This is a genomic window from Aeromicrobium yanjiei (genome assembly GCF_009649075.1).
In the GTDB taxonomy this organism is placed as follows: Bacteria; Actinomycetota; Actinomycetes; order Propionibacteriales; family Nocardioidaceae; genus Aeromicrobium; species Aeromicrobium yanjiei.
On the sequence record NZ_CP045737.1, the window covers coordinates 2,621,300 to 2,647,058 of the forward strand.

A 25,759-nucleotide genomic window follows, 5' to 3' on the forward strand; every position below is an offset into this window, starting at 1 on the left:
GCCAGGCCGCACGCCCGGCACAGCAGGAGCGCGGCCCGGCCGCAGCCCGCGCAGCGCGCACCCAGCACCAGGTCGGCGACCGGGACCACGATGTCGTGCACACGCCCAGCGTGCGCCTCGAGGCGACGACGCCGACAGGGGGCGGGGCGGCCCTGTGGACGTCAGCGGCCGAAGGTCAGGCCTGTGACACCTTGGGCCTTCATGGCACGCCAGGACCCGTCGGACGAGCGGTACCACAACCGTCCGCGGGTGTCCGTCACGTAGAGGCGCGGGACATCGCCCGGTCCGATCGCCAAGGCGTTGACGCCGGTCGCCGGCAGCGTCCCGGCGCCGCGGTCCAGTGCCTCAGGGGTGTCGGCGCCGTCGATCCCCACCTCGTCGACCCCCACGCCGGTGGCGGTGTCCGCGAGGAACCCGATCGTCGTGGTGGACGCCCACGAGGCCGATCGGACGTTGCGTGCCGAGATCGCGAGCCGTCGAGCCGTCCCCAGCCCGAGCAGCCTGTCCTTGGCATCGCGCAGCACCATCCCGACCAGGACCCGGTCGCCACGACCGGCCCGCGTCGTCACCGCGTAGCGCGTGCCGTCGGGCGACAGATAGAAGGAGGTGACGTCCAGCCCGCGCAGCGCCCGCGCGTCGATGCGCCGCGGACGGTCGCCGTCGACGACGCGCACCCGGGCACCGGCTGCAGCAGCGTCGACCAGCCAGAGCAGGCCGTCGTCGTCCCACCGGGGGGCGAGGAAGCCGTTGCCGTCGATCTCCCGGGCGCCCGTGCCCTTGCGGTTGGTGACGCGGACCCGGTCCCGTCCCGCCAGGACTCCGGCCACGCCCGCAGCGGAGACGCCGATGAGCTCGGAGCCCAGCGCGTCGCGCCCCCACGCCCCGCTCAGTCGTGACACCGAGCCGTCGTCGATCTCGACGACCCGGTCACCGCTGAGCGCATAGCCGTGGCCCCGGGCGAGGCTCGGGCCGTAGCCGCCCCACGCGCTCATCGGCTGGACCTCGCGGCCCCCGGCCGTCAGGGGCGTTGACCCGCCGATGATCTGCACGGCGGTGATGTCGGGAACCTGCCGGAGCGTCCAGACCACCTGGGCCGACAGGTGGTCACGCGCCGAGTCGCTCAGCTCGCCGAGGTCGTCCGTGAGCTCGACGTCCGCCACACCCTCGTCCGTCAGCGGCACGGACGGTCGCAGGTCGGGCAGCGGCGGGAGGTACGTGCGCGTGGCCTGGGCGATCGCACGCCCGGGTCCGCGCGCCAGGCTGGTCATGAGATTGGTCGCGAGCTGATCACCCACGACGAGGTGCACGGGATCGGCCACGAGACGTCTGCCGGGGCGGTCGAAGAAGAACAGGTTGAAGGGCCGGAAGTAGTCGCTGAAGAACTTGCTGTTGACCAGCGCGCCGGGCTGCGGGTTCGAGATCCGCCACTGCCCGTCGACCTCCTCCAGGGTGTACGTCACGGAGCCGCGACCCGAGCGCGGCGTGTAGTGACCCTGACGGTCCAGCACCGCCTCGTCGGAGAAGGCGAGACGTACGTCCACGGCTCCCGTCGAGACACCGCGCGGATCCTCCAGGCCCATCGTGGTCGGCACCCGCCCGGACACCGCCGGCTTGGAGTAGACCTCGACGCGGGCCGCCGGATCCCACTTACGGGCCGCGTCGGGTGTCAGGAACGCCGCCGCCGTCCGTGGCGAGGCCGGGAAGGCCAGCATCGCGTCGAGGTAGCCGCGCACGATCTGCTCGGGTGGGGCGTCCTGGACCGGCTTGGCCGGCAGGTAGCGCACGGTGCTCTCGCCGAGCCCTGTGTCGTCCTCGACCCGGGTGACCGGCCCACCGTTCGGGATGCCCGCGCACGCCGACACCGCGAGCGCGAGGACCGTCAGGAGCGCGACCCACGGTGAACGCCGGCGGGTGATCACAGGTACACCGAGACGAGGGGCGGGTTCTTGGCGGAGCCGCCGGGCTTGGGGATCGTGAGGATGAACTCGCTCCCCTCGCCGGGCCTCCCCCATGCCTGCAGGGTCCCGCCGTGCAGCACGGCGTCCTCGCGCGAGATGGCCAGACCGAGGCCCGTGCCGCCCTGCGCGCGGGCGGGATCTGCTCGCCAGAAGCGGTCGAACACCCGCACGTTCTCGTCGCCGGACAGTCCGATCCCGAAGTCGCGCACCGCGATCGAGACCGCCTCGTCGTTCTGGGCGACCTCGACCTCGATGACGTCCGATCCGCTGTACTTGACGGCATTGGCCATCAGGTTGCGGATGATGCGGTCGATGCGGCGGATGTCGGCCTCGACGATCGCCGGCTGGTCGACGCCGATCAGGCGCACCTTGATGCCCGCCCGGGCCGCCAAGGGGTCGTCGGCGGCCTGGCGCGCCACCTGCGTCAGGTCGATCGTGTCGAGCTCGAGCTGGGCCGCGCTGGCGTCGAACCGGCTGAGGTCGAGCAGGTCGGCGAGCAGCGACTCGAACCGATCGAGCTCGCGCTTGAGCAGCTCGGCGGATCGTGCAGACTGCGGATCCATCTGATCGCGTGCGGAGTAGATGACCTCGCTGGCCATCTGGACGGTCGTCAGCGGCGTCCGCAGCTCGTGGGAGACGTCCGAGACGAACCGCTGCTGCACGCGGGACAGCTTCTCCAGGCGCCGGATCTGGCTCTGCAGGCTCGCGGCCATCTGGTTGAACGACGTGCTGAGCCGGGCGATGTCGTCCTCGCCGCTGACGTGCATGCGCTGCTCCAGGCTGCCGCTGGCGTAGCGCTCGGCGATCCGGCGGGCCATGCGCACCGGATCGAGCACCTGCCGCGACACGAGCCAGGCGACACCGCCGACCATCAGCACCATCGCGAGCCCGCCGAGCAGCAGCGCGCGCCGCACGAGGTCGAGAGTCTCCTGCTGGTCCTCCAGCGAGAACAGATAGAACAAGGCATAGGTGTCGTCGCTGCCGGGAGCCCGCAGCTGGCTGCCCACGACCACCGCCGGCTCGGCATCGGAGGAGCCCAGCAGGCTGAGGTCGGCGTAGCGCCAGTAGGTGCCCGGGCCCGACCGCACGGACTCCACGAGGTCCTCCGGCAACGAGCCGGGGGCGATCGCGGCGGACGACCGCACCGGCACCTGGCCGTCGGAGGTGGCGAGGGGGCCCTCCAGGACCAGCTCGTACGTGCGCGCGGCCCCGCGCGAGCGCGTCAGGGAGTCGACCATCTGGGTCAGCGTCTGCGCCTGCGTCGCGGGCTCGGTCTCGAGCGAGACGTCGAGCTGGGTCTGGGCGTACTCGAAGCCCGAGCGGGCCTCGGACACCGCGGCCGTGCGGCGATCCTCCGCGAGGCCGTTCGCGACATCACGCAGCAGCGCCCAGCCGGTCAGCCCCACGACGAGGGCGCTGAGCAGGATCGTGCTGGTGACGACCCGGGCCTGGATCGAGCGACGCCACATCCGCGCGAGGTTGACCCGCGCGAGGCTGCGCATCAGCTGCTCATCACGGGGTCGGGCTGATCGCCTGGTAGCCAACTCCGCGCACGGTGCGGATGACCTCGGGATTCTCGGCGTCGTCCTCGATCTTCGACCGCAGCCGGGTCATGTGGACGTTGACGAGCTTGGTGTCCCCCGGGTGGTGATAGCCCCAGACCTTCTGCAGCAGCGTCTCGCGCGTGAACACCTGCGAGGGATTGCCGAGCAGGCACGCGAGGAGGTCGAACTCCAGCGGCGTGAGCTCGAGCGGCTCACCCTTGCGCGTCACGGTGTGGCCGGCGGGGTCGAGCACGATGTCACCGAAGACGAGCGGCTCCGCGAGCTGCTCGGAGCGACGGAGCCGAGCGCGGATGCGGGCGACCAGCTCGGTGTTCTTGAACGGCTTGGTGATGTAGTCGTCGGCACCGGCCTCGAGCCCGGCGACCACGTCGGGGGTGTCGGACTTGGCGGTGAGCATGATGATCGGGACGGCCGACTTCTCCCGGATCTGCCGGCACACGCTCATGCCGTCCAGACCGGGCAGCATCAGGTCCAACAGGACCACGTCGGGCTTGAACTGGGTGAACGCCGCCATGACCCGGTCGCCGGACCGGCACACCGCTGCGGTCAGGCCCTCACCCTCCAGGACGATCGTGAGCATCTCCGCCAGGGAGGCGTCGTCGTCCACGACGAGCACCCGGTCACGCTTCGTTCTTCGGTAGCTCACGAGGCAATAGTACGGAGGCCCGCACGCGAACGAGCGCCAGATGCGAACACCTGGCGCTCGTTCATGCTGCTACGTGGGCTCAGTAGCGGTAGTGATCCGACTTGTACGGACCCGCCACGTCGACACCGAGGTACGCGGCCTGCTCCTTGCTCAGCTCGGTGAGCTCGACACCGAGGGCGTCGAGGTGCAGGCGGGCGACCTCCTCGTCGAGGTGCTTGGGCAGGACGTGCACGCCCAGCTCGTACTGGCTGGCCTTGCTGTAGAGCTCGATCTGCGCCAGCACCTGGTTGGTGAAGGAGTTCGACATCACGAACGACGGGTGGCCGGTCGCGTTGCCGAGGTTGAGCAGACGTCCCTCCGACAGCACGATGATCTTCTTGCCGTCGGGGAAGATCCACTGGTGGACCTGCGGCTTGATCTCGTCCTTGACGATGCCCGGGATCTTGGCCAGGCCGGCCATGTTGATCTCGTTGTCGAAGTGACCGATGTTGCCGACGATCGCCTGGTGCTTCATCTTCTCGAAGTGCTCGACCCGGATGATGTCGAAGTTGCCCGTCGTGGTGATGAAGATGTCAGCCGTCTCCACGACCGACTCGAGGCGGCGGACCTCGTAGCCGTCCATCGCAGCCTGCAGCGCGCAGATCGGGTCGATCTCGGTCACGATGACGCGAGCGCCCTGTCCACGCAGGGACTCCGCGGAGCCCTTGCCGACGTCGCCGTAGCCGCAGACGACGGCAACCTTGCCGCCGATCATGACGTCGGTGGCGCGGTTGAGGCCGTCGATCAGCGAGTGGCGGCAGCCGTACTTGTTGTCGAACTTGCTCTTGGTGACCGAGTCGTTGACGTTGATCGCCGGGAAGAGCAGCGTGCCCTCACGGAAGCGGTCGTACAGGCGCAGGACGCCGGTGGTGGTCTCCTCGGAGACACCCTTGATGTCCTTGGCGATGTTGGTCCAGTGCTGCGGCTTGGTCTCGACCGAGCGGGCGAGGACGCGCAGCACCTCCTTGAACTCCTCGTTGTCGGTGCTGTCCTGCGAGGGGACGACGCCGGTCTTCTCGTACTCGACGCCGAGGTGCAGCAGCATCGTGATGTCGCCGCCGTCGTCGAGGAGCACGTTGGGTCCGCCCTCGGCGAAGTCGAAGACCTTCTCGGCCTCGTCCCAGTACTCGGCGAGGCTCTCGCCCTTCCACGCGAAGACCGGGGTGCCCTTCGGCTCCTCGGCGGTGCCGTCACGGCCGACGACGACCGCAGCGGCGGCGTGGTCCTGGGTGGAGAAGATGTTGCAGGTGGCCCAGCGGACGTCGGCGCCGAGATCCACGAGGGTCTCGATCAGCACCGCGGTCTGGATCGTCATGTGCAGCGATCCGGCGATGCGGGCTCCGGCCAGCGGCTTGTCCTTGCCATAGCGCTCGCGCATGGCCATGAGGCCCGGCATCTCGTGCTCGGCGAGGTCGATCTCCTTGCGACCGTACTCCGCGAGGGAGAGGTCAGCGACGTTGTAATCCATTGCGCCAGCCTACCGGCGCACCCCCACTACCACCCAATCAAACGCCGTCGTCACACCCCGGAGATCTGTGCGGGCCGCTTGTCGAGGCGGCACTGCGAAAGGTTGTGACAGATGTCATGCTCAGGGCTAGGCTGTGCCGACCACCAGCAGGAGCGCGGTCACCGGGGAGGCGGCACCATGGGGGACGGACCTGAGCAGCTCTATGCCGACATCACCTCCGGGCAGCCGGCCGCGCTCGACGCCGCGATCGACACCTGCCGCACGACGATGCGCCAGCTCGCCGACGCGATCGACCTGATCGGCCTCGCGACCGACACGCCGGAGTGGGACAGCTCGGAGGCGTACGAGGAATACAACCTCCGCGCCTGGGCGACCCGGGCCGCGGCGGAGGTCGCGTTCATCCGGGTCAACCGGACCTCCCTCGCCGTGAAGATGGCCGCGAGCTCGTACGCCGCGGCGGTCGACTCGGCCACCGACGTCATCGAGTGGTGGCGCACCACCAAACGGTCCGACGTGAGCGGCGACGCGCTGACCCTGGCCCGCACGATCGCATCGCTGCGGCTGTACGCGGTGCGGATCGCGCTCAACGGCCAGCTGGCCGAGGCGACCGACTTCTTGAAGACCAACCCACTGACGGGTGATCAGGAGCAGTGGCGCACCACAGGCCTGATCAAGTCCATGCTCCACGACCTGAACTCCCCGACGGACTCCGGGCCGGCCATCCCCAACACGCTGGCGACCGGCGACGACGACCGCGGCTGGACCCCTCAGGGACTGGGCTACGACCCGGACGGCCGCCCGCCGGCCTTGCTCCAGGCGTCGTACTCAGGTGGCAAGGCCCAGCTGGCACAGATCGATCCCGAGACGGGCGAGCAGCTGGGCTTCGTCGATCTGGGGGGTTACAAGGGAGGCACACCGCCCGACCATGCCGGCGGGGTCACCGTGCACGACGGCTCGGTCAACGTCATGTCATCAGGCGACCCCGCGCGCATGTACACGTACTCCCTCAAGGCGGTCCGCGACGCTTCCCCGGGACAGACCGTCACGCCCCTGCCTGAACCGGTCTCGATGAGGGCCGGCGCGTACTCCACGATCGACGGTGACACCCTCTATGTCGGCACCCACGTCAAGGATGGGCCAGGAAATCTCTTCACGTACACGAAGGACGAGTCCGGCCAATGGGTCGAGCAGTCCGGCCCGCACCCTACGCCGCCCCAGACCCAGGGCGCTGCCGTCGTCGACGGGCAGATCGTGTTCTCGACGTCCTACGGCCGAGGCAACACGAGCGCCCTGGAGGGCTACAGGCTCAGTGACGTGCTCGCCGGCCACGGAAACAACGAAGATCACCGCCTCGGCGAGGTCAGCCTGCCGAGCATGTCCCAGGGCGTCGTGGCGCTCGATGGACACGGGCTGGTCACGACGTTCGAGTCCGGGGCCGAGCCGTACTCCAAACCGGACGATGACGTCAGCCTGGACGAGCTGTGGGGGGCACAATCCATGACGATCACCCCCTTCTCCGCGCTCGGCATGACCGGAGGGATCGAGGTCGTGCCTGTGACGCTCAACCAGGCGTCGGTCGACTTCGAGGCCGGTGGACGCCGCCTGCAGAGCGCGGGGACGTCCGTCGACGGGGTCGCTCTTCCCGCCGGTTGCCTGGGCAAGAACGCGCAGGGAGATGCCTTCGCCACCGAGGTCACGTCCTCCTGCGACCTGACCTCGAAGTGGATCTCGCAGGGCCGCATCTCGGCCAAGGTGACCGCGGAGGGGCTCGTGACGTCCGCGACCTCCTACGTCAAGACCGACCAGGGCATTCGCGACGCCTTCGCGAGGATGTCCGCGTGGATGGCAGGATCCTGACATGCGCCGAACCCTGACCTTGTTGATCGCTGCGCTCGCACTCGCCGCCTGCGGCTCGTCCGACGACAGTGAGGCCCTTGACTGGACGGCAGCCAAGGATCCCGCCGGCGCGAACGGTGGCCTGGCCTGGGCGGACGCGCAGACCGGTGAGGTCCACCTGCCCGACGGAGTCACCCTCGCCGCGGATCGTGCGATCCGCTCGTTCGTGGTCGCCGGCGCAGGCGCATACGTGGTCGACAAGGACAGCGAGTCGCTCGTCGAAGTGACCGCCGACGGCGCCCGTGCGACCGGCGCGTACGTGAACAAGGGGGCGAAGGCGTCCCCCAACGGTCGCTACCTCGCCTTCATCGACCCGAAAGCGGGGCCGAAGTTCGAAGGAACCACCCACCAGCTCACCTCGGTCGTGGTCGACCTCAAGACCGGCAAGGAAGTCCTCCGGTCGACCCGCGGTATGGGTGACCCCGAGGAGGACGACCTCACCAACCTCTACGAGAGCGCGGCCTACGGCGTGCTCGCCGTGAGCGACGAGACCGCGTGGTTCAGCGTCCCCGACGGCGGCGTCCTGTCCGTCGATCTCGCATCGGGAAAGGTGTCTTCGATCCGGTCCTCGGACCTCTCGGACGAGAACAATCCTTGGGCCACCCCCCGGTTGTCTCCCCCCACGCCCGGAGGGCCCGCCAACTCGGACCGGTCGTGGGCCATCTACCACGTCGTCAAGCCAGACCCGGCCCAGTCGACCGACCCCGCGGTCACCTTCCCGCACGACGAGCTGGAGTCGGCCGACGGATCCCGCCTCGTCCCGCGAGCCGACGCCGAGAACTGGTATCTCAAACAGTGGGTCGACGACACCACCGTGGCCGGATTCGCCAACACCGGCCTCGATGATCCCGAAATGGTCAAGAACACCAGGTCCAGCTCGCTGCTGACCTGCACCGTCCCGGGCGGCGCCTGCGACAGTGTGCCCGACTCCGAGTACGCCATCTTGCCCGAGCCGAACCTCCTCGAATAACATGCACCGGACGCTGACCCTGCTGATCGCTGCGCTCGCACTCGCCGCCTGCGGCTCGTCCGACGACAGTGAAGCCCTTGACTGGACGGCAGCCAAGGATCCCGCCGGCGCGACCGGCGGCTTGGCCTGGGCCGACGCTCAGACCGGCGAGATCCACCTGTCCGACGGCCGGACGCTCGACGCCGAGCGGGCCATCAGCTCGTTCGTCATCGCCGGCGACGGCGCCTATGTGGTCGACAAGGGCGGGGACGCACTCATCCAGGTCACCGCCGACGGCGCCCGGCCGACTGGCGCACACACGGCCCAGGTGAGGGCCTCGCCCAACGGTCGCTACCTGGCGTTCATCGACAGCCTGGCGGGCCCGACGTTCGAGGGGTCCGTGCACCAGCTGACGTCGGTCGTGGTCGACCTCAAGACCGGCAAGGAGATCTTTCGCTCCACACGCGGCATGGGCGACCTCAAGAACGACGACCTCACCGACCTCTACGAAGATGCCGATCACTTCGTGCTCGGCATCGACAACAAGACCGCGTGGATCCAGGCCGCCGAGGGTGACGTCCTGACGATCGATCTCAGCTCGTCCAGGGTCAAGGCCCTCCAGGATGTCGACCTGTCGGATGAGAAGAACCCGTGGGTCGGTCCCCGCTTCGGCGGGGAGCCGGCCCGGGGCCCTGCGAGCCCCGATCGGGCGTGGGGCATCAGGCGGGTCAACCGGACGGTCCCCCAGCTGGCCAGCGATCCAAACATGTACTTCGCCCGTGACGAGCTGGAGTCCGACACGGGCGGGGCTCGACTGGTCCCCCGGACGGCCGCCGTCAGCTGGAGCCTGGACTCATGGCTCGGCCCCACGAGGGTGGTCGGATACGCCAATGTGGGCCTCGAGAACGCCGATCGCCTCAACAACCCCGAGGACCGTACGCTGATGACCTGCACCGTGCCCGATGGCCGATGCACCTTGGTGCCGGGCTCGGAGCGCGCGATCCTCCCCGAACCGAGCTCCTACCTCTGACATGCGCCGAACACTGACGATGTTCACCGCCACACTGCTGCTTGCCGCTTGCGGGTCCTCGGACGACCAGGCAGCGCTCGCCTGGACGGCAGCGAAGGATCCCGCCGGCGCGAACGGTGGCCTGGCCTGGGCCGACGCACAGACCGGTGAGGTCCATCTGCCCGACGGCAGCTCGCTCGACGCCGATCGGGCCATCAGCTCGTTCGTCGTCGCCGGCGACGGCGCCTACGTGGTCGATGAGGACGACGCACTCGTCGAGGTCACCACTGAGGGCGCCCGGCCGACGGGTGCCCACGTCGCCCAGAACGTGAAGGCCTCCCCTGATGGACGCTATCTGGCCTTCATCGACGCCCTGGCGGGCCCGACGTTCGAGGGGTCGGTGCACCAGCTGACGTCGGTCGTGGTCGACCTCAAGACCGGCAAGGAGATCTTTCGCTCCACCCGGGGCATGGGTGACCTCGAGGATGACGACCTCACCGACCTCTACGAGGACGCTTCCTACGGCGTGCTCGGTGTGAGCGACAAGACCGCGTGGATCGATGTCGCGACGGGAGACGATCTGTCGATCGACCTGGAGTCGGGCAAGGTCACCGCCCTGCCGGACGTGAGCTCGTCGGACCAGAAGAACCCTTGGGACGCTCCCCGCCTCCGCGGGGACCCGTCAGAGGGGCCGGCAAACCCGGACGGATCCTGGGGCATCAGGCCGGTCAACCGGACGGTTCCGGAGCTGGCCAGCGATCCAGACGTGGACTTCGCCCGTGGCGAGCTGGAGTCCAGCGACGGAACTGTGCTCGTCCCCCGGACGGGCGCAGCCAGCTGGAGCCTCGACTCGTGGCTGGACCCGACGACGGTGGTCGGGTACGCGAACGTCAACCTCCAGAAGGCCGATCTCCTCAAGGAGCCTGAGGACAGGTCCCTGATGACCTGCACCGTCCCGGACGGAGCCTGCACCCTGGTGCCGGACTCCGAGAACGCGATCCTGCCCGAGTCGAGCTCCTATCTCTGACCCTTGCGCCGCGCGCTGCAACGATTAGGTTGGATCCTGGCGTGACGTGGGTCACGTCGCCGGCGATCGGGGGATCCCATGTCAGAGCACGCACCGCCCGGCAAGGGCCCGCTGTACGCAGCCGGGGTCGCGCTGGCCGTCGCCATCGCGCTGCCGCTTCTCGTCTCGACGTACGCCCGGCAGGACCCTGAGCTCGCCGGCATCCCGTTCTTCTTCTGGTACCAGTTCGTGCTCGTCCTGGTGTCGGTCGTCCTGACCTCGGTCGCCTACCGCCTGGTCCGCGGCCACGAGAAGCGACGGCGTGCGGCCGAGGGCCTCTCGGTCGACGGGAAGGGTGACGAGCGATGAACGGCGTCGATCCGGTCGCCCTCGTCGTCTTCTTGTTCTTCTTCCTGCTCGTCACCGTGCTGGGATTCCTCGCCGCCCGCTGGCGCAAGGTCGGCGAGCTCGACAACCTCGACCAGTGGGGCCTCGGCGGCCGCAGCTTCGGCACGTTCGTGGCGTGGTTCCTGATCGGGGGCGACATCTACACCGCGTACACGTTCATCGCGGTTCCGGCCACGCTGTACGCGGGAAGCGTCACCGGCTTCTTCGCGGTGCCCTACACGATCATCCTGTACCCGATCATCTTCATCTTCCTGCCGCGACTCTGGTCGGTCTCGCACCGGCGGTCGTACGTCACGCCCGCCGACTTCGTCCAGGGCCGGTTCGACTCCCGCGCCCTCGCGCTGGTCATCGCGTTCACCGGCATCCTGGCGACGCTGCCCTACATCGCGCTGCAGCTCGTGGGCATCCAGGCAGTGCTCGACGTGATGGGGCTCGGCGGCGGCGAGGACGCAGGCTGGTTCCGCAAGGACCTGCCGCTGTTCATCGCATTCGCCCTGCTCGCGGCCTACACGTACTCGTCGGGGCTCCGGGCGCCTGCGCTGATCGCGTTCGTCAAGGACACGCTGATCTATCTCGTCATCATCGTCGCGGTCATCTACCTGCCGACACAGCTGGGCGGCTGGAGTGGCATCTTCGACTCCGCCGAGAAGGCCTTCAGCTCGTTCAACACCGACAACGCCGACGCGATCGCGAGCGGCGAGGCGACCCCCAAGGGCCTCATCCCCGGCATGGGCGTCTCCCAGTGGGCGTACGCCTCGCTGTCGCTCGGCTCGGCACTCGCGCTGTTCATGTATCCGCACTCGGTGACCGCGGTGCTGTCGACCAAGAACCGCAACATCATCCGGCGCAACGCCGCGCTGCTGCCGGCGTACTCCTTCCTGTTGGGCCTGCTGGCACTGCTCGGCATCGCCGCGATCGCCGCCGGCATCCAGGTCAAGAACCCGCAGCTCGCGATCCCCCAGCTGTTCGAGCAGGAGTTCAGCCCGTGGTTCGCCGGCGTCGCGTTCGCGGCCATCGCGATCGGCGCGTTCGTGCCTGCGGCGATCATGTCGATCGCCGCGGCCAACCTCTGGACCCGCAACGTCTACAAGGCGTTCATCAACCCCGACGCCACCGATGCGCAGGAGGCCAAGCAGAGCAAGCTCGCGTCCCTGCTGGTCAAGTTCGGCGCCCTCGTCTTCGTTCTTGCTCTGCCCAACGAGTTCGCGATCAACCTGCAGCTCCTCGGCGGCATCTGGATCCTGCAGACGCTGCCGTCGATCGTCGTCGGTCTCTACACCCGCTGGCTCCACCGCTACGCGCTCCTGGCAGGGTGGGCGGTCGGGATGATCTGGGGCACCTTCGCGGCCTACAACAAGCCGGTCGTGGGCAAGCCCGACTCGCACTTCGGCGGCTCGGTCGGTCCGCTCGAGGTCTTCGGCATCGAGATCAGCGAGAACCTGATCTACTTCGGCGTCACCGCGCTCGTGCTCAACCTGCTGGTCGCAGTGCTCGGCACGTTCGTGTGTCGTGCGCTGCATGTCGGTGCGGGCACCGACGAGACGCGCCCGCGTGACTACCTCGTGGACGCCGGTGATCCCCACGTCGCCGACGTGCTCGACCCGATCGCGACGCCGAAGCGCTGAGAGGTCAGCTGATCGGACGGGCCTCGTCGACGAGCATCACCGGGATGTCCTTGCGGACCGGGTACGCCAGCGCGCAGGCGTTGCACACCAGCTCGCTCGCCTCGTCGTCGACGAACAGCGTCGCGCGGCACTGCGGGCACACGAGGATCTCGAGCAGGGCGGGATCAAGGTTCATGGGTGCAGCCTATGGCCTGGAAGCGTGCCAGGCTCACGAGGCTTCGCGCTGACGTTCGCCCGCTCAGTCTCCGCGGATGACCGCGAGGACGTCATCGCGCACGCGCGCCATCGTCTCCTCGTCGTCACCCTCGACGTTGAGACGCAGGAGCGGCTCGGTGTTGGAGGCCCGGACGTTGAACCACCAGGTGTCCGCGGTGACCGTCAGGCCGTCCATCGTGTCCTGGTCGTGGTCGGCGTACGCCTTCGTGAGCTCGGCCAGGATCGCGGGACCGTCCTCGACGGTGCTGTTGATCTCGCCGGACGCGACATAGCGCTCGTACTGCGCCATCAGCTCGGACACCGTGCCCTCGGTCTCGGCGAGCGCGGCCATGACGTGCAGGGCCGCGATCATGCCGGAGTCGGCGAGGAAGAAGTCCTTGAAGTAGAAGTGCCCCGAGTGCTCGCCACCGAAGACCGCGCCGGTGCGCGCCATCTCGGCCTTGATCAGCGAGTGCCCCACCGGCGTACGGACCGCGGTGCCGCCGTTCTCGGTGATGATCTCCGGCACGGCCTTGGACGTGATGACGTTGTGCAGGATCGTCGCGCCAGGCGTGGTCAGGAGCGCCCGGTGGGCGATGAGCGCCGTGATGGCCGAGGGCGAGACGACCTCACCGCGCTCGTCGATCACGAAGCAGCGGTCGGCGTCGCCGTCGAAGGCCAGACCGATGTCGGCGCTGGTCTCGCGGACCTTGGCCTGCAGGTCGACCAAGGTCGAGTGGTCCAGCGGGTTGGCGTCGTGGTTCGGGAAGGTGCCGTCGAGCTCGAAGTACATGGGGTGGAGCTGGACGTCGAGCGAGGCGAAGACCGAGGGCACGGTGTGCCCGGCCATGCCGTTGCCCGCGTCGGCCACGACCTTGAGCCGGCGGCCGGCCGGGACGGGCACGATCTTGTGGAGGTACTCCGCGTAGCGGCTGAGGGCGTCGCTCTCCTCGTAGGAACCCGTCGGCTCGGGCAGCTCGGTGCGGGTCAGCAGCTCGGTGGCCTTCTCGGCGATGTCCGAGAGCCCGGTGTCGTAGCCGATCGGCTTGGCGCCCGCGCGGCACAGCTTGATGCCGTTGTACGCCGCCGGGTTGTGGCTCGCGGTGATCATCGCTCCGGGGAGGTCGAGGTCGCCCGAGGCGAAGTAGAGCAGGTCGGTCGATGCCAGGCCGATGCTGATGACGTTGCCGCCCTGGGCGCGCACGCCGTCGGAGAACGCCTCGACGAGCAGGGGCGAGGTGTCACGCATGTCGTGACCGATCACCACGGTGCCGCGGCCGCCGTCCACACCGGTCTCGAGCGCGAATGCCTCGCCGAGGGCGCGGGTCAGCACGGGGTCGAGCTGCTCGGGCGAGCGGCCGCGCACGTCGTACGCCTTGACCACCTGCTCCAGACGGGGATCGATCACGAATCAGGCCTCACGAGTCGAAGGGACGGCGGACCGTCAGAGATGGTGGTGGGCGTGCGCCCCGCCTCGCGGACCGCATCGGCCAGCGCGAGCAGGTCGTCGTGCGACGGCGCGGACGCCGTCGGGTCCGGAGCCAGGCGAAGGACGTTCCACCCCTGCGGGGCGGACATCCTCTGCGAGTGCTCGGCGCACAGGTCGTACGTGTGCGGCTCGGCGTAGGTCGCGAGCGGGCCCAGCACGGCGGTCTGGTCCGCGTAGACGTACGTCAGCGTCGCCACTGCTGTCTGGGAGCACGCAGATCGCGTGCAGCGTCGAACGGTTGCCACGAGGTGAGGTTAGTCCCCGGGCGGCGCGGATCGCGTTAGGCTCACCGCATGGATCATCTCGGCGGCATCGTGACGGGTCCGCGACCCGGCCGCATGCGGGATCGACGCGGTCGTGGGCCGCGCGGCCCGATGGCGCTCCCGGGGCCGTTGTCGCCGCGCAGCGTCCCGGCCCACCGCTCGCCGCGTGAGGCGTTCCACCTGCTGGTCAGCGACATCGTCGAGGCACTCGAGCCCCACTTCACGGTCGAGCCCGACCACGTCGAGATCCGGTTCGACGAGGCTCCGCTCCTGCCGCCGGAATGGACCGACGAGGTGCCGTTGGGCATCGTCGTGACCATCCCCGAGGGGCACCGGGTCGTGCTGTTCCGCATCCCGATCGCGCAGCGGTGCGGGACGACCGAGGAGCTCGAGGAGCTCACCTGGTCGGTCGTGCTCGATCGCCTCGCCGAGGTCTGGCACATGTCCCCCGACGATCTCGACCCGCGACCGCGCTGAGTCAGCCGACCGGTCGCACCTGCGGCGCCGGCGTGGTGACGGGGGCCGGCCGCAGCGCCAACGAGCTGATGCCGTCACCGTCGACGTACGTGGCCGCCGCGACGATGCGGCCCGTGGGCCTCAGCACGGCGTACGCCACCCCTCTGGTCGCGACCGTGACCCCGCGGGTCGTGCCACCTGTGACCTTGGCGCGGCGGGACCCGACCGGGCGCATCGCGGCGTCGAACGTCTCGATGACCACAGACGCGTCCTTGTCCGGCGCGGTCAGCAGCAGACGCGGGGGCTCGACATCGGTGCCGACGTCGACCGGGACCACGGTGGGCCCGGTCAGGACCGAGCCCGCCTCGGCGTACGCGTAGTCCTCCTCGCCCGGCGACATGCGCACGGTCGCGGCCACGGGCTTGTCGGACGTCACCCGCAACGCCTGCTCCCCCTCCCCGGCCGACGCCGGCACGGTGACGAGGCGCAGGGCGCCGGGTGCGACCCGCAGCTGCTCGAGACCGGCGGGGGTGAACGTCGAGCGTCGGCCGATGACCTTCACGTCGACGCGGGCGGTGGAGCTGCCCGGGTTGAGCAGCAGGAGGGTCCGTCCCCCCGATGCCTTCACCAGGCCTGCGACGACCTGGTCGCGGCCCGGCGGGCGGGTGGCGGTGACCGGCTCGGTCCCGCTCGAGGACGCCGTGGAGGTGTCGTTCGCGACGACCGCCACCGAGCCCCTCGTCCGGCGCACGTGGACCGCGAGCTCGGGCTCGGCCGCCGCGAGCGTGTCGACCCGGATGCGTCGCACCGAGAACGGCTCGATGACGACCCCCTGGGTGTCGACCGCGTCGATCCGGCCCTTGGGGCCCCACAGCGTCAGGTCGATCGAGGCGGTCGAGTCGGCCAGGTTGGTCAGGATCAGGGTCGAGAAGTGCTCATCGCCCGAGCCGAGCCCGAGCAGCCAGGCGTCGTCGACGATGCCGGGGCACGAGCCGACGACGAGACCACCGCCTCCGCTCGCGGGCGCGGTGCCGGCGAAGTAGCCGACGGCCCCCGATCGGCGTCCGTCCTGCTGCACGATCACGCCGGGACCGTCGACCACGTCGCTCTGCCAGGCGCCGGCGTCACCCAGGGCGTCGACCGCCTCACGGCCGGGCAGGACCCTGGCGGTGCGTGACGAGCCCGCCGAGACCTGTCCCGCGGTGACGTCGATGACCGAGCCGGCCGGGCACGCGTACGTCGTCTGGCTGACCGGGACCGAGCTGGGCGGACGGGTCTGCTCGTCGTCGTCCGACGGGACCACGGCCGCCAGGACGACGAGCAGGACCGCGACCAGGGGCAGCGAGAGGGCCTTGAGATGGCTCATGCTGTCGTGTCCTCCTCGGTCGTCACTGACGCGGGCCCGGTCCGCCGGCGCACCGGGAGGGTCAGCACGATCGCGATCAGCCAGGCGAGCACCTGCAGGCCCGTCAGCAGCACGTGCCACAGCGGCGCCGACACCTGCTCGCGCTCCGGGTCGCCCGTCACGGTCCAGACCCGGGAGCCTGGCTCGTCGCTGCCGGACGGGGAGAGGTACGCCGCGGCGTCGATGCGTCGCGCCAGCTCGTCGTCGGCCCGCGGGGCGTAGATCGCGTCGATCCCGAACGAGCTGAGCGCCTGGACGTCCTCGCCCGCCGACTGGGCGAGCAGGCGGCGCACCGTCGCGCTCAGCCGGCTCGTGTCCGAGGCGGAGGGGGTCAGGGCCTCCTGGCCGAGGAACGGCCCCTCACCGGTCACGACGCGGTAGTCGACGCCGTCCTGGACGCTGCCGGTCAGCACCAGGGTGCTGCCCGGGCGCTCGGCGAGGTAGACCGGCACCGTGTCCGGGCGCTCGTCGTCGAGCGGGTCGCCGGAGCCCTGGACGACCCAGACCACTCCCGCGCCGACCGGCAGCAGGAGGGCCGCCACGACGCCCGCCGCGAGCGCCGGTCGCGGCCACGACGACGCGGCCGGGACGGCGAGGAGGACCGCGGTGGCCAGGCCGCCGAGCCACAGCGCGGTCGGCACGCCCACCCAGGGAACGATGTCCGCGGGGCCTGCGGGGGTCGAGTAGGTCACGAGGGTCCCGGCCAGGGCGACGCCGAGACCGAGGAGGGCTCCGATCCAGGCGAGCTGGACGCCCGTACGGGTGCTGCGCGGCACGAGCGCGAGGACCGCGAGCACGATGAGGCCGACCGAGAGCCAGCCCGGCACGTGGCCCTCGCCGGTGCGGCCCAGCACGACGTCCTGGATCGTGGCGGCTCCCGGGAGGGGATAGCCGGCCTCCCACCACATGCGCCACGGCCGGGCGGCACGCTGCACCAACCACGGGCCGAGCAGGACGATCGCCGCGCCGAGCGCGATCACGAGCGCACGACCGGCACGCCGCCCCGTCAGCGCGAGGACGACGAGGGCACCCAGGCCGAGCACGAGGGAGATCGGGGCGAAGGCTGCGGCGAGAGCGATCCAGATGCCGAGCCGCAGACCGAGCTGCCAGCCGGGCCGGACCGCGAGCTGCCACGCGGTGTTGACCACGATCGGCAGGATGATCAGCGCGACCACGGTGCCGATGCGTCCGTCCGAGACTGCACCCGTGGCCAGCACGATCAGCCCGTACGACACGGCCCACACGATGCGGGGACCACGGTGCGGGCTGAGCAGACGGCCGAGGCGGTGGGCGGTCAGCGCCGCGAGCGGCACCGCGAACACCATGAACGCCGTGACGACGAGCCCGGGGGCGAACCAGACCGGCGTCGACACGACCGCTAGCGGCAGCGCGAACAACGGCGGCAGGGACGTGCTCGGGAGCCCGACGTCGTGGCTCCGCTCGAACAGCAGCTGCCACCAGCCGCCTGCGGTGTCGGGTGCGGGCGGCAGCGCACCACCGTTGAGGCCGCCGCTGAGCAGTCCCCGGCCGGCCAGCACCGACAGCACCACGAGCACCAGGACGACCGTGAACCACGGCCTGCGCACGAGCAGCGACGGCCCGTCGTCGAGGTCGACCGCATCGTCGGGCGCCTGCTCGACCACCGTCGAGCGTCGGCCCACCGTGGCGACCGCCTCAGGCTTGACCAGGCTGGTCACGGTGTGGCGCACCACGTCCAGGCCGTGCTGGTAGGGCAACCAGAAGGGAGCGAAGAGATCGCGGATCTCGCGCTGGGGCCGGCGTGCCGTGCGGGCGCGGCGTCGACGGGCGCGGGCCAGCCGCACGGGATGCACGTACGCCGAGCGCACCGCGAGGAGCTCGTCGCTCGCGGCCTCGGGGTCCTTGCCGATGATCAGTCCGATGACGCGGAGCAGCGATCCGAAGAACAGCCGGACGTACTGCCACAGGAAACGCGGCATCGGGGTGTTGGCGAGCTGGGTGTGGAGCGCGGCCCTGCGCCGCTCCCACGGCGGGACGTCGCCGGCGGTGCGGGGCCGGGTGCCGCGGCGGGTGGACTCGGCGTGGAAGATCACGGCCGCGGGCGCCGTGACCGTGCGGTAGCCGGCCCGCGCGAGGCGCCAGCCGAAGTCGATGTCGTCGAAGTACATCGGGAGCTCGGGGTCCAGGCCGTCCAGCTCGAGCCACACGTCGCGACGCACCAGCATGCCGGCGGTGTTGACCGCGAGGACGTCGCGCGGCCGGTCGTGCTGGCCCGCATCGGGCTCACCCGTCTCCAGGCCCGTCTCCCGCGCACCCGTGCCCGTGACGGTCAGCCCCACCTCGAGGAGCCGGCGCAGCGAGGGCCACTCGCGGATCTTGGGACCCACCGCCCCGATGTCGGGGGCGGACGTCGCAGTGTCGAGCAGGCCCGACAGCGTCCCCGGCAGCACCGAGGCGTCATCGTGCAGGAGCCAGATCCAGTCGGTCTCGGGCATGTCGCGCAGAGCGAGGCGCACGGCGTCGCCGAAGCCCGTGCCGGAGGGGGCGTACGTGATGCGGTCCGCGCCGAAGGAGTCCCGCAGCAGATCGGCGCTGCCGTCGGTCGAGGCGACGTCGACGACGCGCCAGTGCGACGGCGCATAGGTCATGTCGCTGAAGGAGGCCAGCACCTGGGGCAGCCACCGGGCGCCGTTGTGGGACACGAGCACCGCGCCGACCGAGGGCGGATCGTCGTGCCAAGGGCGCGTCGCTTCAGTCCCGTCCACGTAGATCGACTCTAGAGGACGGTGGAAGGGCGCGCTTAGGCCCGCTTCTTGAGCTTGCGCCGTTCACGCTCGGACAGACCGCCCCAGATGCCGAACCGCTCGTCGTGAGCCAGGGCGTACTCGAGGCACTCTCCTCGGACGTCGCACGTCAGGCAGACTCTCTTGGCCTCACGCGTCGAACCGCCCTTCTCGGGGAAGAACGCCTCTGGGTCCGTCTGAGCGCAGAGCGCACGCTCCTGCCACATGAGTTCCTCATCGAGCTCTTGCAGCAGACCCAGATCGAATGACATACGTGGAATTACAGTCCTGTGGCCTCTCACATGTCAAGCCGAATGGCAAGATTCTCGGAATCCCCGGCGTGTCGCCCCCGTGCGGGACGCCCTCGGGAGCACGACACAATGGTCGGATGCGGATCACGATCGTCAGCGGCGCCGATGGCGCCCCCTTCGTCCACGACCTGGCGGCCCGCCTCGGACCCGCCGACCAGCTGACGGTCATCGCCCCGACCGTCCGCGACCACTGGTCGGCCTGGCTCAAGGCCTCCCCCGACCTGGACGCGCTGCTGCTCGTGCCGGGCACCCCCACGACGTACGCGGTGGCCGATCAGCTGCGCACGATCGAGTACTCGCCCACGTGGCAGCGGACCAGCGATCAGGACGTCGCGACGCGCCTCGTGCGCACCGAGCTCATCGGCACGGGGTTCTCCCTCACCGAGGCGACCCTGGCCGCGGCCACCCGCAGCGGCCTCCCGTACGCCCTGCTGCCGGCGTGCGAGCAGCGCGCCGAGCTGCACGTCGTGGTCGGTGGCGACGAGCCGCGCGCGGTCCACGTCGAGGAGTACCTCGCCGATCCCGCCGTGCACTCCCCCACCGAGACCGTCCTGGTCGCCGAGTCGTTGTCGGTGTCGCCGGCCGTGACCACCACGCTGCAGCAGACCGACGTGCTCGTCCTGGCCCCGTCCAGCCGCACGCTCGCGATCGATCCCGTGCTCCGCGTCCCGGGCTTCCTGGACCTCGTGCCCGCTGACCTGCCGGTCGTCGTCGTCGACCACGAGGACCCCGCCCCGGCCGATCTCGTACGCGTCGCGGGCCTGCGCGAGCCTGATCCGGGTGCCGTCCGGACCTCGCCCGCGGACGCCGCGGCCGTTGTCGACCTGGCCCGGAGGATCACCGCATGAGAACCCTCGACCAGCTGCTGCGCGCCAGCGCCGATCCGACGCAGCCGCTGCTGACCTACTACGACATGGCCACGGGCGAGCGGGTCGAGCTCAGCACGGTCACCACGGCCAACTGGGTGGCCAAGACCAGCAACTTCCTGGTGGACGAGCTCGAGGTCGAGCCGGGTGCGCGCATCCGCATCGGGCTGCCCAGCCACTGGCTGACGGCCGTGTGGATCCTCTCGGCGTGGAACGTGGGCGCCGCGGTCGTCGACTCGCACGCCGACATCGGCCTCAGCGGTCCCGACCTCGTCGCGGACGAACCGGTCCGCGTCGCTGCGTCGCTGCGTCCGCTCGGGGGCAGGTTCGCGACCCCGCCCGAGGGATTCCTGGACCTCGGCGCGGAGGTGCCGGGGCACGGGGACCACTTCGTCGCGCTGGACCCTCCGGAGCCGTCCTCGCTCGCGCTCGAGCTCGACGGCGTCGCGCGTACGCATGCCGAGCTGCTCGCCCAGGTCGCACCCGACGCCTCGCGCAGGGTCGTGGAGCCGGGACCGATCGCGCGCGATGCCGAGATGCTCGTCGCGGCGTGCCTGGGCGGCGGCTCCCTCGTCGTCGTGGCGTCCGCCACGCCGGAACAGATCTCCCGCGTGGCGGCCCAAGAGGGCGGCCGTCAGGACTAGGCGAGTCCACTACACTCGACGAGGCCGCGGCACGAGCCCCCGCCGGTCTCGCCGTCTGAACAGTAGGGACACCACACGAATGACAACCGCCGAGGATGCGGCGCGCGCGGGCCTGATCAAGGTCGGTGGACGCCCCCCGCTCAAGACCTACGTCGCCGAAGTCTGGCGGCGCCGGATCTTCATCTTCTCGATGGCGCGGTTCAAGATCGAGTCCGAGAACCAGCAGAACTCGCTCGGCATGTTCTGGGTGATCCTCAAGCCCCTGCTCAACGCCTTGGTGTACGGAGCCATCTTCGGCTTCCTCATCGGCACCGAGGGACGCCCCGACCACTTCGTCGAGTTCCTCATCATCGGCGTCTTCCTCTTCGAGTTCTTCGCCCAGTCCTGGACCAGTGGCGGCAAGGCGATCACCAGCAACGCCGCCCTGCTGCAGAGCCTGGCGTTCCCCCGCATGGCGCTGCCCCTGGCCGCGGTCACGCAGCGCTTCCTGCAGTTCCTGCCCACGATCGCAATCATGCTGGTCTTCCTCGTGATCAGCGGTGGTTTCGGCGCGATCGAGGTCCAGTGGCTGCTGATCGTCCCCCTGCTGGCGCTGTACTACCTGTTCAACTGCGGCCTGGCGCTCATCACGGCCCGGCTGTCGGTGCACTGGCGTGACCTCAACAACTTCCTGCCGTTCCTGACCCGGTTCTTCTTCTACACGACCGGCATCTTCTTCAGCATCGAGAAGCGGTTCGCCGATCACCCGACGCTGGTCAAGATCACCGACGCCCAGCCCATCCACGAGTTCTTGAGCATCGCGCGCTCGCTCCTGCTGCAGGGCCCCGACTACCACGTCGACAACCGCTACTGGCTGTTCGTGACGCTGTGGTCACTCGGCCTGTTCGCCTTCGGGGTTTGGTTCTTCTGGCGCGCCGAGGAGAGGTACGGCCGTGTCGACTGAGCCCACCCCCACCCAGAGCACCGCCCCGACGGGGCGACGCCCGGTCGTCATCGTGGACGACGTCCACGTCGAGTACAAGGTCTTCGCGACCGGCAAGCGGCCCACCGCCGCAGACCGCCGTTCGCTCAACCTGCGCGGACGCGGCAAGCAGATGCGGACGGTCCACGCGCTCAAGGGCGTGTCCTTCACGGCGTACGAGAACGACAGCATCGGCGTGATCGGCACCAACGGCTCGGGCAAGTCCACGCTGATGCGCGCGATCGTCGGTCTCACCAGCACGAGCCAGGGCGCGATCTACGCGCACTCGCGCCCCAGCCTCCTCGGCGTGGGCGCAGCGCTCATGAAGGACCTGTCGGGCGACCGCAACATCATCCTGGGCGGCCTGGCGATGGGCTTCACGATGGAGGAGATCGAGGCGAACTACGACGAGATCGTGTCGTTCGCAGGCCTGGAGAAGTTCATCGACCTGCCCATGCGCGCCTACTCCTCGGGCATGACCGCGCGCCTGAAGTTCGCGATCGCCAGCGTCAAGACCCACGAGATCCTCATCGTGGACGAGGCACTCGCCGTCGGCGACCGGACGTTCCGCCAGCGCAGCGAGGCGCGCATCCGCGAGATCCGCGACAACGCCGGCACGGTGTTCCTCGTCAGCCACTCGATGAAGTCCATCGTCGACACCTGCAGCCGGGTCATCTGGCTGGACCAGGGCACGCTCGTCATGGACGGTGACCCCGACGAGGTCATCTCGGCGTACCACAAGGCCCAGGACAAGTAACGCAACGAGCCGTTCGGCCTAGCAGTCGGCCTCGAGGTCGTCGGAGTTGTTGGCCTTGCGCGCACTCGGGTCCTTGGGGGCGCCGGTGGACGGCTTCTTGCGAACGCCCTCGGACGTGTCGATCGCCTTCTGGATCGCGGCGTGGATCGCGGGGAAGTCCGGCGTCACGGTGTTGAACTCCGGCGGGACGACCGACACCGTGCGGATCTTGGAGCCGCGTGACTTCAGTGCGAGGTCGGCGAACTGGCCGAGCTCCTTGCGCGGGATGTTGGTGCTGAGCAGCTCGCGGCCCGAGCTCGCGATCTTGGTCGCGTTGGTGAGGACCTTGGTGGGACTGAGCTGGTCCGCCATCGCCGCCATGAGGCACTTCTGGCGTCCCATGCGCGTGTAGTCGTCGGACTGGATCCGGCTGCGGGCGTACCAGAGCGCCTCCTGGCCGTCGAGCGTGCGCCGGCCGGGCTGGATGAACGTCTGCTTGTAGGCGTCGGCCTGCCCGAACATCGCGATCGGGGTCTTGACGTCCATCTCCACGCCGCCGACCGCGTCCACGAGGCCCTTGAACCCGTTGAGGTTGACCATCACGAAGTAGTTGACCTTGAGGTCGGTGGCGCCCTCGACCGCGTCGATCGTGGCGTCCAGCCCCGGGTCGTCGCTGCCCGGGTAGAGGTCCTTGCGGTCCTGCGCCGTCGTGTGCACCGCGTTCAGCAGGCACTCGGACCCGCAGTTGTAGCCGTTGGGATAGAGCTGGCGCATGGGGCTGCCCTCGGAGAACGGCACGTTCTGCAGGTTGCGCGGCAGGGAGACGAGGACGACCTTGCCGGTGTCGGCGTCCACGCTCGCCACGGTCAGCGAGTCAGGCCGTACGCCCGTGCGGTCCTCGCGGGCGTCCGAGCCGACCAGCAGGATGTTGTAGCGGCCCTTCAGCGGCTCGGACGTCGGCACGTTCTCCGGGAAGACCGTCTTCACGGTCTCGCGCGAGACCTTCATGACCTGCGAGGCGTACGCCGTGGACCCCGCGACACCGCCGATGATCGCGAGATTGAGCACCGTGATGAGGGCTGCGCGCAGGAAGGTCAGCCGGAACGGCGAGGCAAGGCGCCACGCGTCGACGAACAGCACGGCCCACAGCAGCGCGACCGCCACGAGGCTGACCCGCGCCGCGAGCAGGATGTCGGGATCGGTGAACCAGTCGAGCACCTGGGCGCGGTCGGTGCGGTACGTCACGAGCAGCCAGCCGCCCGCGACGAGCACCGCGAGCCACAGGGTCACGGCGATCCAGCCCACGATCTTCTTGCCGACCGCGATGTGCCCCGAGCCCGGGACCACGACCGTCATCAGGCACAGCAGCAGGGCGCGGCGGAAGCGGACACGCGGCGAGTCCAGGTGCTGGTCCTGGTAGCCGCGGCCCAGGAGACTCGCGCGATGCGACATGTTCCCTCACGGTGGTGCGGCCGACGAGGCTCCATTATGGGTGACAGGAGTGTCTCGGCGCGACATGAAATCCGATCCCGGGACGATCGGCCCTGGTGCTGCGGGTGACGGTCAGCAGGAGGCGCCGAGGTCGCTGCTCTGGTTGGCCTTGGTGGGGTCCTTCGCCTTGTCGCCGGCCTTGGGCATCTTCAGCTTGGCGGTCGAGATGCCGGCCTTGGGCTTCGCGCGGCCCTCGGCCTTCGCGACGGCCTTGTCGACCATGCGCCGCACCTTGGGGTAGTCCGGGTTGCCGGTGTAGATCACCGGCGGGACCAGCGAGACCGTGGAGACCTTCTGCGTCTTGGCCTTCAGCGCCAGCGCCGCGAAGACGTCGAGGTCCTGCCGCGGGATGCTCGTGGTGAGCAGTGCCTTGCTGGAGTCGGCGATCTTTTCGACGTTGAGCAGCACCTTCTTGGGGCTGAGCTGCTGCAGCATCGCGTTCATGACGCACTTCTGCCGGCCCATGCGGGAGAAATCGCTGTTCTGGACGCGGCTGCGGGAGTACCAGAGCGCCTGGTCGCCGGTCAGCTTCTGCTCGCCGGCCTCGATGTAGCCACGGATCGGTGAGCCGATGCCGCCGATCGCGGTGCGCTCGCGCACGTTCATCTGCACGCCGCCGACCGCGTCGATCAGCTTGGAGAAGCCGTGCATGTTGACCATCGCGTAGTAGTTGAGCTTGAGACCGGTGATCTCCTCGACGGCGCCCATCGTGGCCTTCATGCCGGGGTTCTTGGTGCCGAACTTGGCCGCGTTGTCGTTGGCCCACGTGTTGACCGCGTTGAGGTAGCAGCCGTCGCAGTCGAAGCCGTTGGGGAACTCCTTGTCCATGACCGACCCGGCCGGGAACGGGACGTCCTCGAGGTTGCGGGGCAGGCCGATCAGGATCGTGCGTCCCGAGTCCTTGTCGATGCTCGCGACCGTGAGGGAGTCCGGACGTACACCGCTGCGGTCCGGTCCGGAGTCGCCGCCGAGCAGCAGGATGTTGTAGCGGCCGGCGTCGGGCTCGGAGGTCGTGCCGGACGCGAAGACCGTGCCGATCGAGGAGTTCGCGGTGTCGACGAGGTGGGCGGCGAAGAACATCGTGCCCGCCGTGACGAAGCACAGGACGCTGTTGAGGCCCGTCATCGCCAGGCGGTGGTTGCGCGCCATCTCCAGCGGACGTCCGAGGCGCCACGCGTCGACCATCAGCGCCACCCAGGCCAGCGCGCCCGCCATGAGGACCCAGCGGCCGAGCGTGAGCGGGCCCGAGGAGTCGAGCGTGAACGAGAGCAGGGTGTCCCGGGAGAACAGGGCCAGGAACAGCACGATGGCCCCGAAGGCGAGGAATCCGAGCCAGACGCGCAGGCAGACGCGACCGATGCGCTTGTTGCCCATCACGAGCTGGGCGGATCCGGGCATGACGAGAGTCATCGCCATGAGGGTCAGGGCACGGCGGAACTGGATGCGGGCCGAGGTGTCGGCCGGGCGGTCGTAGGACCCACCCATCACACTCGAGCGAACGTCAGACATGGAGCCCTCACGTGGGGGAAGAAGCTGGGGCGCTCTCAGTATCCACAGAAACTCTCAATCGAAGGTTGAGGGCGCGCCGCGACACGCGAATTGATTTCGGTG

At 69.7% G+C, this 25,759-nt stretch carries 23 protein-coding genes; 11 read left to right on the plus strand and 12 right to left on the minus strand.

Annotated elements, in window-relative coordinates:
* Positions 1 to 161: 161 nt before the first annotated feature.
* The 4 genes from GEV26_RS12850 to ahcY form a co-directional block, all read right to left on the minus strand.
* A complete protein-coding gene (locus GEV26_RS12850) occupies positions 162 to 1,919 on the minus strand; it encodes an LpqB family beta-propeller domain-containing protein (protein ID WP_194839854.1) in 1,758 nt (585 codons plus the stop codon).
* On the minus strand, positions 1,916 to 3,460 hold the full coding sequence (gene mtrB / locus GEV26_RS12855; RefSeq protein WP_153653622.1) for an MtrAB system histidine kinase MtrB: 1,545 nt from the start codon (positions 3,458 to 3,460) through the stop codon (positions 1,916 to 1,918). The genes GEV26_RS12850 and mtrB overlap by 4 nt, the downstream gene beginning before the upstream one ends.
* Before the next feature lie 10 nt (positions 3,461 to 3,470).
* On the minus strand, positions 3,471 to 4,169 hold the full coding sequence (mtrA, locus tag GEV26_RS12860) for an MtrAB system response regulator MtrA (RefSeq protein ID WP_279586736.1): 699 nt from the start codon (positions 4,167 to 4,169) through the stop codon (positions 3,471 to 3,473).
* Positions 4,170 to 4,248: 79 nt separating this feature from the next.
* Positions 4,249 to 5,676: an adenosylhomocysteinase gene (gene ahcY / locus GEV26_RS12865; RefSeq protein ID WP_153653624.1), complete on the minus strand. Its 1,428-nt coding sequence runs from the start codon at positions 5,674 to 5,676 to the stop codon at positions 4,249 to 4,251.
* Between the two features lie 177 nt (positions 5,677 to 5,853).
* Between ahcY and GEV26_RS12870 the strand changes: the two genes are divergently transcribed.
* The 6 genes from GEV26_RS12870 to mctP all read left to right on the plus strand — a co-directional run bounded on the left by GEV26_RS12870 (position 5,854) and on the right by mctP (position 12,569).
* On the plus strand, positions 5,854 to 7,533 hold the full coding sequence (locus GEV26_RS12870) for a hypothetical protein (protein WP_153653626.1): 1,680 nt from the start codon (positions 5,854 to 5,856) through the stop codon (positions 7,531 to 7,533).
* Between the two features lies 1 nt (position 7,534).
* The gene (locus tag GEV26_RS12875; protein ID WP_153653628.1) at positions 7,535 to 8,542 is read left to right on the plus strand and encodes a TolB-like translocation protein; all 1,008 of its coding nucleotides are present in this window, start codon (positions 7,535 to 7,537) and stop codon (positions 8,540 to 8,542) included.
* Position 8,543: 1 nt separating this feature from the next.
* Positions 8,544 to 9,551 (plus strand): hypothetical protein, encoded by a 1,008-nt coding sequence (locus tag GEV26_RS12880; protein ID WP_153653630.1) that lies wholly within the window; start codon positions 8,544 to 8,546, stop codon positions 9,549 to 9,551.
* Positions 9,552 to 9,570: 19 nt separating this feature from the next.
* Entirely contained in the window at positions 9,571 to 10,557 is a 987-nt protein-coding gene (locus GEV26_RS12885; RefSeq protein WP_194839855.1) for a hypothetical protein, read from the plus strand.
* Between the two features lie 78 nt (positions 10,558 to 10,635).
* Positions 10,636 to 10,905: a DUF3311 domain-containing protein gene (locus GEV26_RS12890; RefSeq protein WP_153653634.1), complete on the plus strand. Its 270-nt coding sequence runs from the start codon at positions 10,636 to 10,638 to the stop codon at positions 10,903 to 10,905.
* On the plus strand, positions 10,902 to 12,569 hold the full coding sequence (gene mctP / locus GEV26_RS12895; RefSeq protein ID WP_153653635.1) for a monocarboxylate uptake permease MctP: 1,668 nt from the start codon (positions 10,902 to 10,904) through the stop codon (positions 12,567 to 12,569). Before GEV26_RS12890 ends, mctP begins: the two co-directional genes overlap by 4 nt.
* Before the next feature lie 4 nt (positions 12,570 to 12,573).
* Here the strand turns inward: mctP and GEV26_RS12900 are convergent, their stop codons facing one another.
* The 3 genes from GEV26_RS12900 to GEV26_RS12910 all read right to left on the minus strand — a co-directional run bounded on the left by GEV26_RS12900 (position 12,574) and on the right by GEV26_RS12910 (position 14,498).
* Entirely contained in the window at positions 12,574 to 12,744 is a 171-nt protein-coding gene (locus GEV26_RS12900; protein WP_153653637.1) for a Trm112 family protein, read from the minus strand.
* Between the two features lie 63 nt (positions 12,745 to 12,807).
* A complete protein-coding gene (locus tag GEV26_RS12905) occupies positions 12,808 to 14,172 on the minus strand; it encodes a phosphomannomutase/phosphoglucomutase (protein WP_208430964.1) in 1,365 nt (454 codons plus the stop codon).
* Positions 14,169 to 14,498, minus strand: a complete 330-nt coding sequence (locus GEV26_RS12910; RefSeq protein WP_153653639.1) for a DUF3499 domain-containing protein — start codon at positions 14,496 to 14,498, stop codon at positions 14,169 to 14,171. Before GEV26_RS12910 ends, GEV26_RS12905 begins: the two co-directional genes overlap by 4 nt.
* Before the next feature lie 48 nt (positions 14,499 to 14,546).
* Here GEV26_RS12910 and GEV26_RS12915 point away from each other — a divergent pair, with 48 nt between their 5' ends.
* The gene (locus GEV26_RS12915) at positions 14,547 to 14,993 is read left to right on the plus strand and encodes a metallopeptidase family protein (protein ID WP_153653641.1); all 447 of its coding nucleotides are present in this window, start codon (positions 14,547 to 14,549) and stop codon (positions 14,991 to 14,993) included.
* A 1-nt stretch (position 14,994) separates the two neighbouring features.
* Here the strand turns inward: GEV26_RS12915 and GEV26_RS12920 are convergent, their stop codons facing one another.
* From GEV26_RS12920 to GEV26_RS12930, 3 genes are read right to left on the minus strand one after another with little or no spacing between them, the layout of a single operon-like run.
* Positions 14,995 to 16,338: a DUF5719 family protein gene (locus GEV26_RS12920; RefSeq protein ID WP_153653643.1), complete on the minus strand. Its 1,344-nt coding sequence runs from the start codon at positions 16,336 to 16,338 to the stop codon at positions 14,995 to 14,997.
* A complete protein-coding gene (locus GEV26_RS12925; protein WP_194839856.1) occupies positions 16,335 to 19,121 on the minus strand; it encodes a glycosyltransferase family 2 protein in 2,787 nt (928 codons plus the stop codon). Before GEV26_RS12925 ends, GEV26_RS12920 begins: the two co-directional genes overlap by 4 nt.
* 35 nt (positions 19,122 to 19,156) lie before the next feature.
* On the minus strand, positions 19,157 to 19,411 hold the full coding sequence (locus tag GEV26_RS12930) for a WhiB family transcriptional regulator (protein ID WP_153653647.1): 255 nt from the start codon (positions 19,409 to 19,411) through the stop codon (positions 19,157 to 19,159).
* 116 nt (positions 19,412 to 19,527) lie between these two features.
* On the opposite strand from GEV26_RS12930, the gene GEV26_RS12935 reads away from it, so the two are divergent.
* The 4 genes from GEV26_RS12935 to GEV26_RS12950 all read left to right on the plus strand — a co-directional run bounded on the left by GEV26_RS12935 (position 19,528) and on the right by GEV26_RS12950 (position 22,678).
* The gene (locus tag GEV26_RS12935) at positions 19,528 to 20,298 is read left to right on the plus strand and encodes a 2-phospho-L-lactate transferase CofD family protein (protein WP_194839857.1); all 771 of its coding nucleotides are present in this window, start codon (positions 19,528 to 19,530) and stop codon (positions 20,296 to 20,298) included.
* Entirely contained in the window at positions 20,295 to 20,960 is a 666-nt protein-coding gene (locus GEV26_RS12940; protein WP_153653650.1) for a TIGR03089 family protein, read from the plus strand. The genes GEV26_RS12935 and GEV26_RS12940 overlap by 4 nt, the downstream gene beginning before the upstream one ends.
* Before the next feature lie 79 nt (positions 20,961 to 21,039).
* Entirely contained in the window at positions 21,040 to 21,903 is an 864-nt protein-coding gene (locus tag GEV26_RS12945; protein WP_153653652.1) for an ABC transporter permease, read from the plus strand.
* The gene (locus tag GEV26_RS12950; RefSeq protein ID WP_153653654.1) at positions 21,893 to 22,678 is read left to right on the plus strand and encodes an ABC transporter ATP-binding protein; all 786 of its coding nucleotides are present in this window, start codon (positions 21,893 to 21,895) and stop codon (positions 22,676 to 22,678) included. The genes GEV26_RS12945 and GEV26_RS12950 overlap by 11 nt, the downstream gene beginning before the upstream one ends.
* Positions 22,679 to 22,696: 18 nt before the next feature.
* Here GEV26_RS12950 and GEV26_RS12955 read toward each other — a convergent pair whose 3' ends face one another.
* Both GEV26_RS12955 and GEV26_RS12960 read right to left on the minus strand, forming a co-directional pair.
* Positions 22,697 to 24,109 carry an LCP family protein gene (locus GEV26_RS12955; protein WP_153653656.1) on the minus strand — a complete coding sequence of 471 codons (1,413 nt, stop codon included), beginning with the start codon at positions 24,107 to 24,109 and terminating at the stop codon, positions 22,697 to 22,699.
* A 111-nt stretch (positions 24,110 to 24,220) separates the two neighbouring features.
* On the minus strand, positions 24,221 to 25,657 hold the full coding sequence (locus GEV26_RS12960; RefSeq protein ID WP_153653658.1) for an LCP family protein: 1,437 nt from the start codon (positions 25,655 to 25,657) through the stop codon (positions 24,221 to 24,223).
* Between the last annotated feature and the right edge of the window lie 102 nt (positions 25,658 to 25,759).

What these genes read in the sequence shown, in the direction of transcription:
- mtrB (WP_153653622.1), bottom strand. Translation starts at nt 3,460, where the DNA reads ATGCGCAGCCTCGCGCGGGTCAACCTCGCGCGGATGTGGCGTCGCTCG.
- ahcY (WP_153653624.1), bottom strand. Translation starts at nt 5,676, where the DNA reads ATGGATTACAACGTCGCTGACCTCTCCCTCGCGGAGTACGGTCGCAAG.
- GEV26_RS12930 (WP_153653647.1), bottom strand. Translation starts at nt 19,411, where the DNA reads ATGTCATTCGATCTGGGTCTGCTGCAAGAGCTCGATGAGGAACTCATG.
- GEV26_RS12960 (WP_153653658.1), bottom strand. Translation starts at nt 25,657, where the DNA reads ATGTCTGACGTTCGCTCGAGTGTGATGGGTGGGTCCTACGACCGCCCG.
- GEV26_RS12875 (WP_153653628.1), top strand. Translation starts at nt 7,535, where the DNA reads ATGCGCCGAACCCTGACCTTGTTGATCGCTGCGCTCGCACTCGCCGCC.
- GEV26_RS12945 (WP_153653652.1), top strand. Translation starts at nt 21,040, where the DNA reads ATGACAACCGCCGAGGATGCGGCGCGCGCGGGCCTGATCAAGGTCGGT.
- mctP (WP_153653635.1), top strand. Translation starts at nt 10,902, where the DNA reads ATGAACGGCGTCGATCCGGTCGCCCTCGTCGTCTTCTTGTTCTTCTTC.
- GEV26_RS12870 (WP_153653626.1), top strand. Translation starts at nt 5,854, where the DNA reads ATGGGGGACGGACCTGAGCAGCTCTATGCCGACATCACCTCCGGGCAG.
- GEV26_RS12885 (WP_194839855.1), top strand. Translation starts at nt 9,571, where the DNA reads ATGTTCACCGCCACACTGCTGCTTGCCGCTTGCGGGTCCTCGGACGAC.
- GEV26_RS12940 (WP_153653650.1), top strand. Translation starts at nt 20,295, where the DNA reads ATGAGAACCCTCGACCAGCTGCTGCGCGCCAGCGCCGATCCGACGCAG.
- GEV26_RS12920 (WP_153653643.1), bottom strand. Translation starts at nt 16,338, where the DNA reads ATGAGCCATCTCAAGGCCCTCTCGCTGCCCCTGGTCGCGGTCCTGCTC.
- GEV26_RS12915 (WP_153653641.1), top strand. Translation starts at nt 14,547, where the DNA reads ATGGATCATCTCGGCGGCATCGTGACGGGTCCGCGACCCGGCCGCATG.
- GEV26_RS12955 (WP_153653656.1), bottom strand. Translation starts at nt 24,109, where the DNA reads ATGTCGCATCGCGCGAGTCTCCTGGGCCGCGGCTACCAGGACCAGCAC.
- GEV26_RS12880 (WP_153653630.1), top strand. Translation starts at nt 8,544, where the DNA reads ATGCACCGGACGCTGACCCTGCTGATCGCTGCGCTCGCACTCGCCGCC.
- GEV26_RS12935 (WP_194839857.1), top strand. Translation starts at nt 19,528, where the DNA reads ATGCGGATCACGATCGTCAGCGGCGCCGATGGCGCCCCCTTCGTCCAC.
- GEV26_RS12900 (WP_153653637.1), bottom strand. Translation starts at nt 12,744, where the DNA reads ATGAACCTTGATCCCGCCCTGCTCGAGATCCTCGTGTGCCCGCAGTGC.
- GEV26_RS12890 (WP_153653634.1), top strand. Translation starts at nt 10,636, where the DNA reads ATGTCAGAGCACGCACCGCCCGGCAAGGGCCCGCTGTACGCAGCCGGG.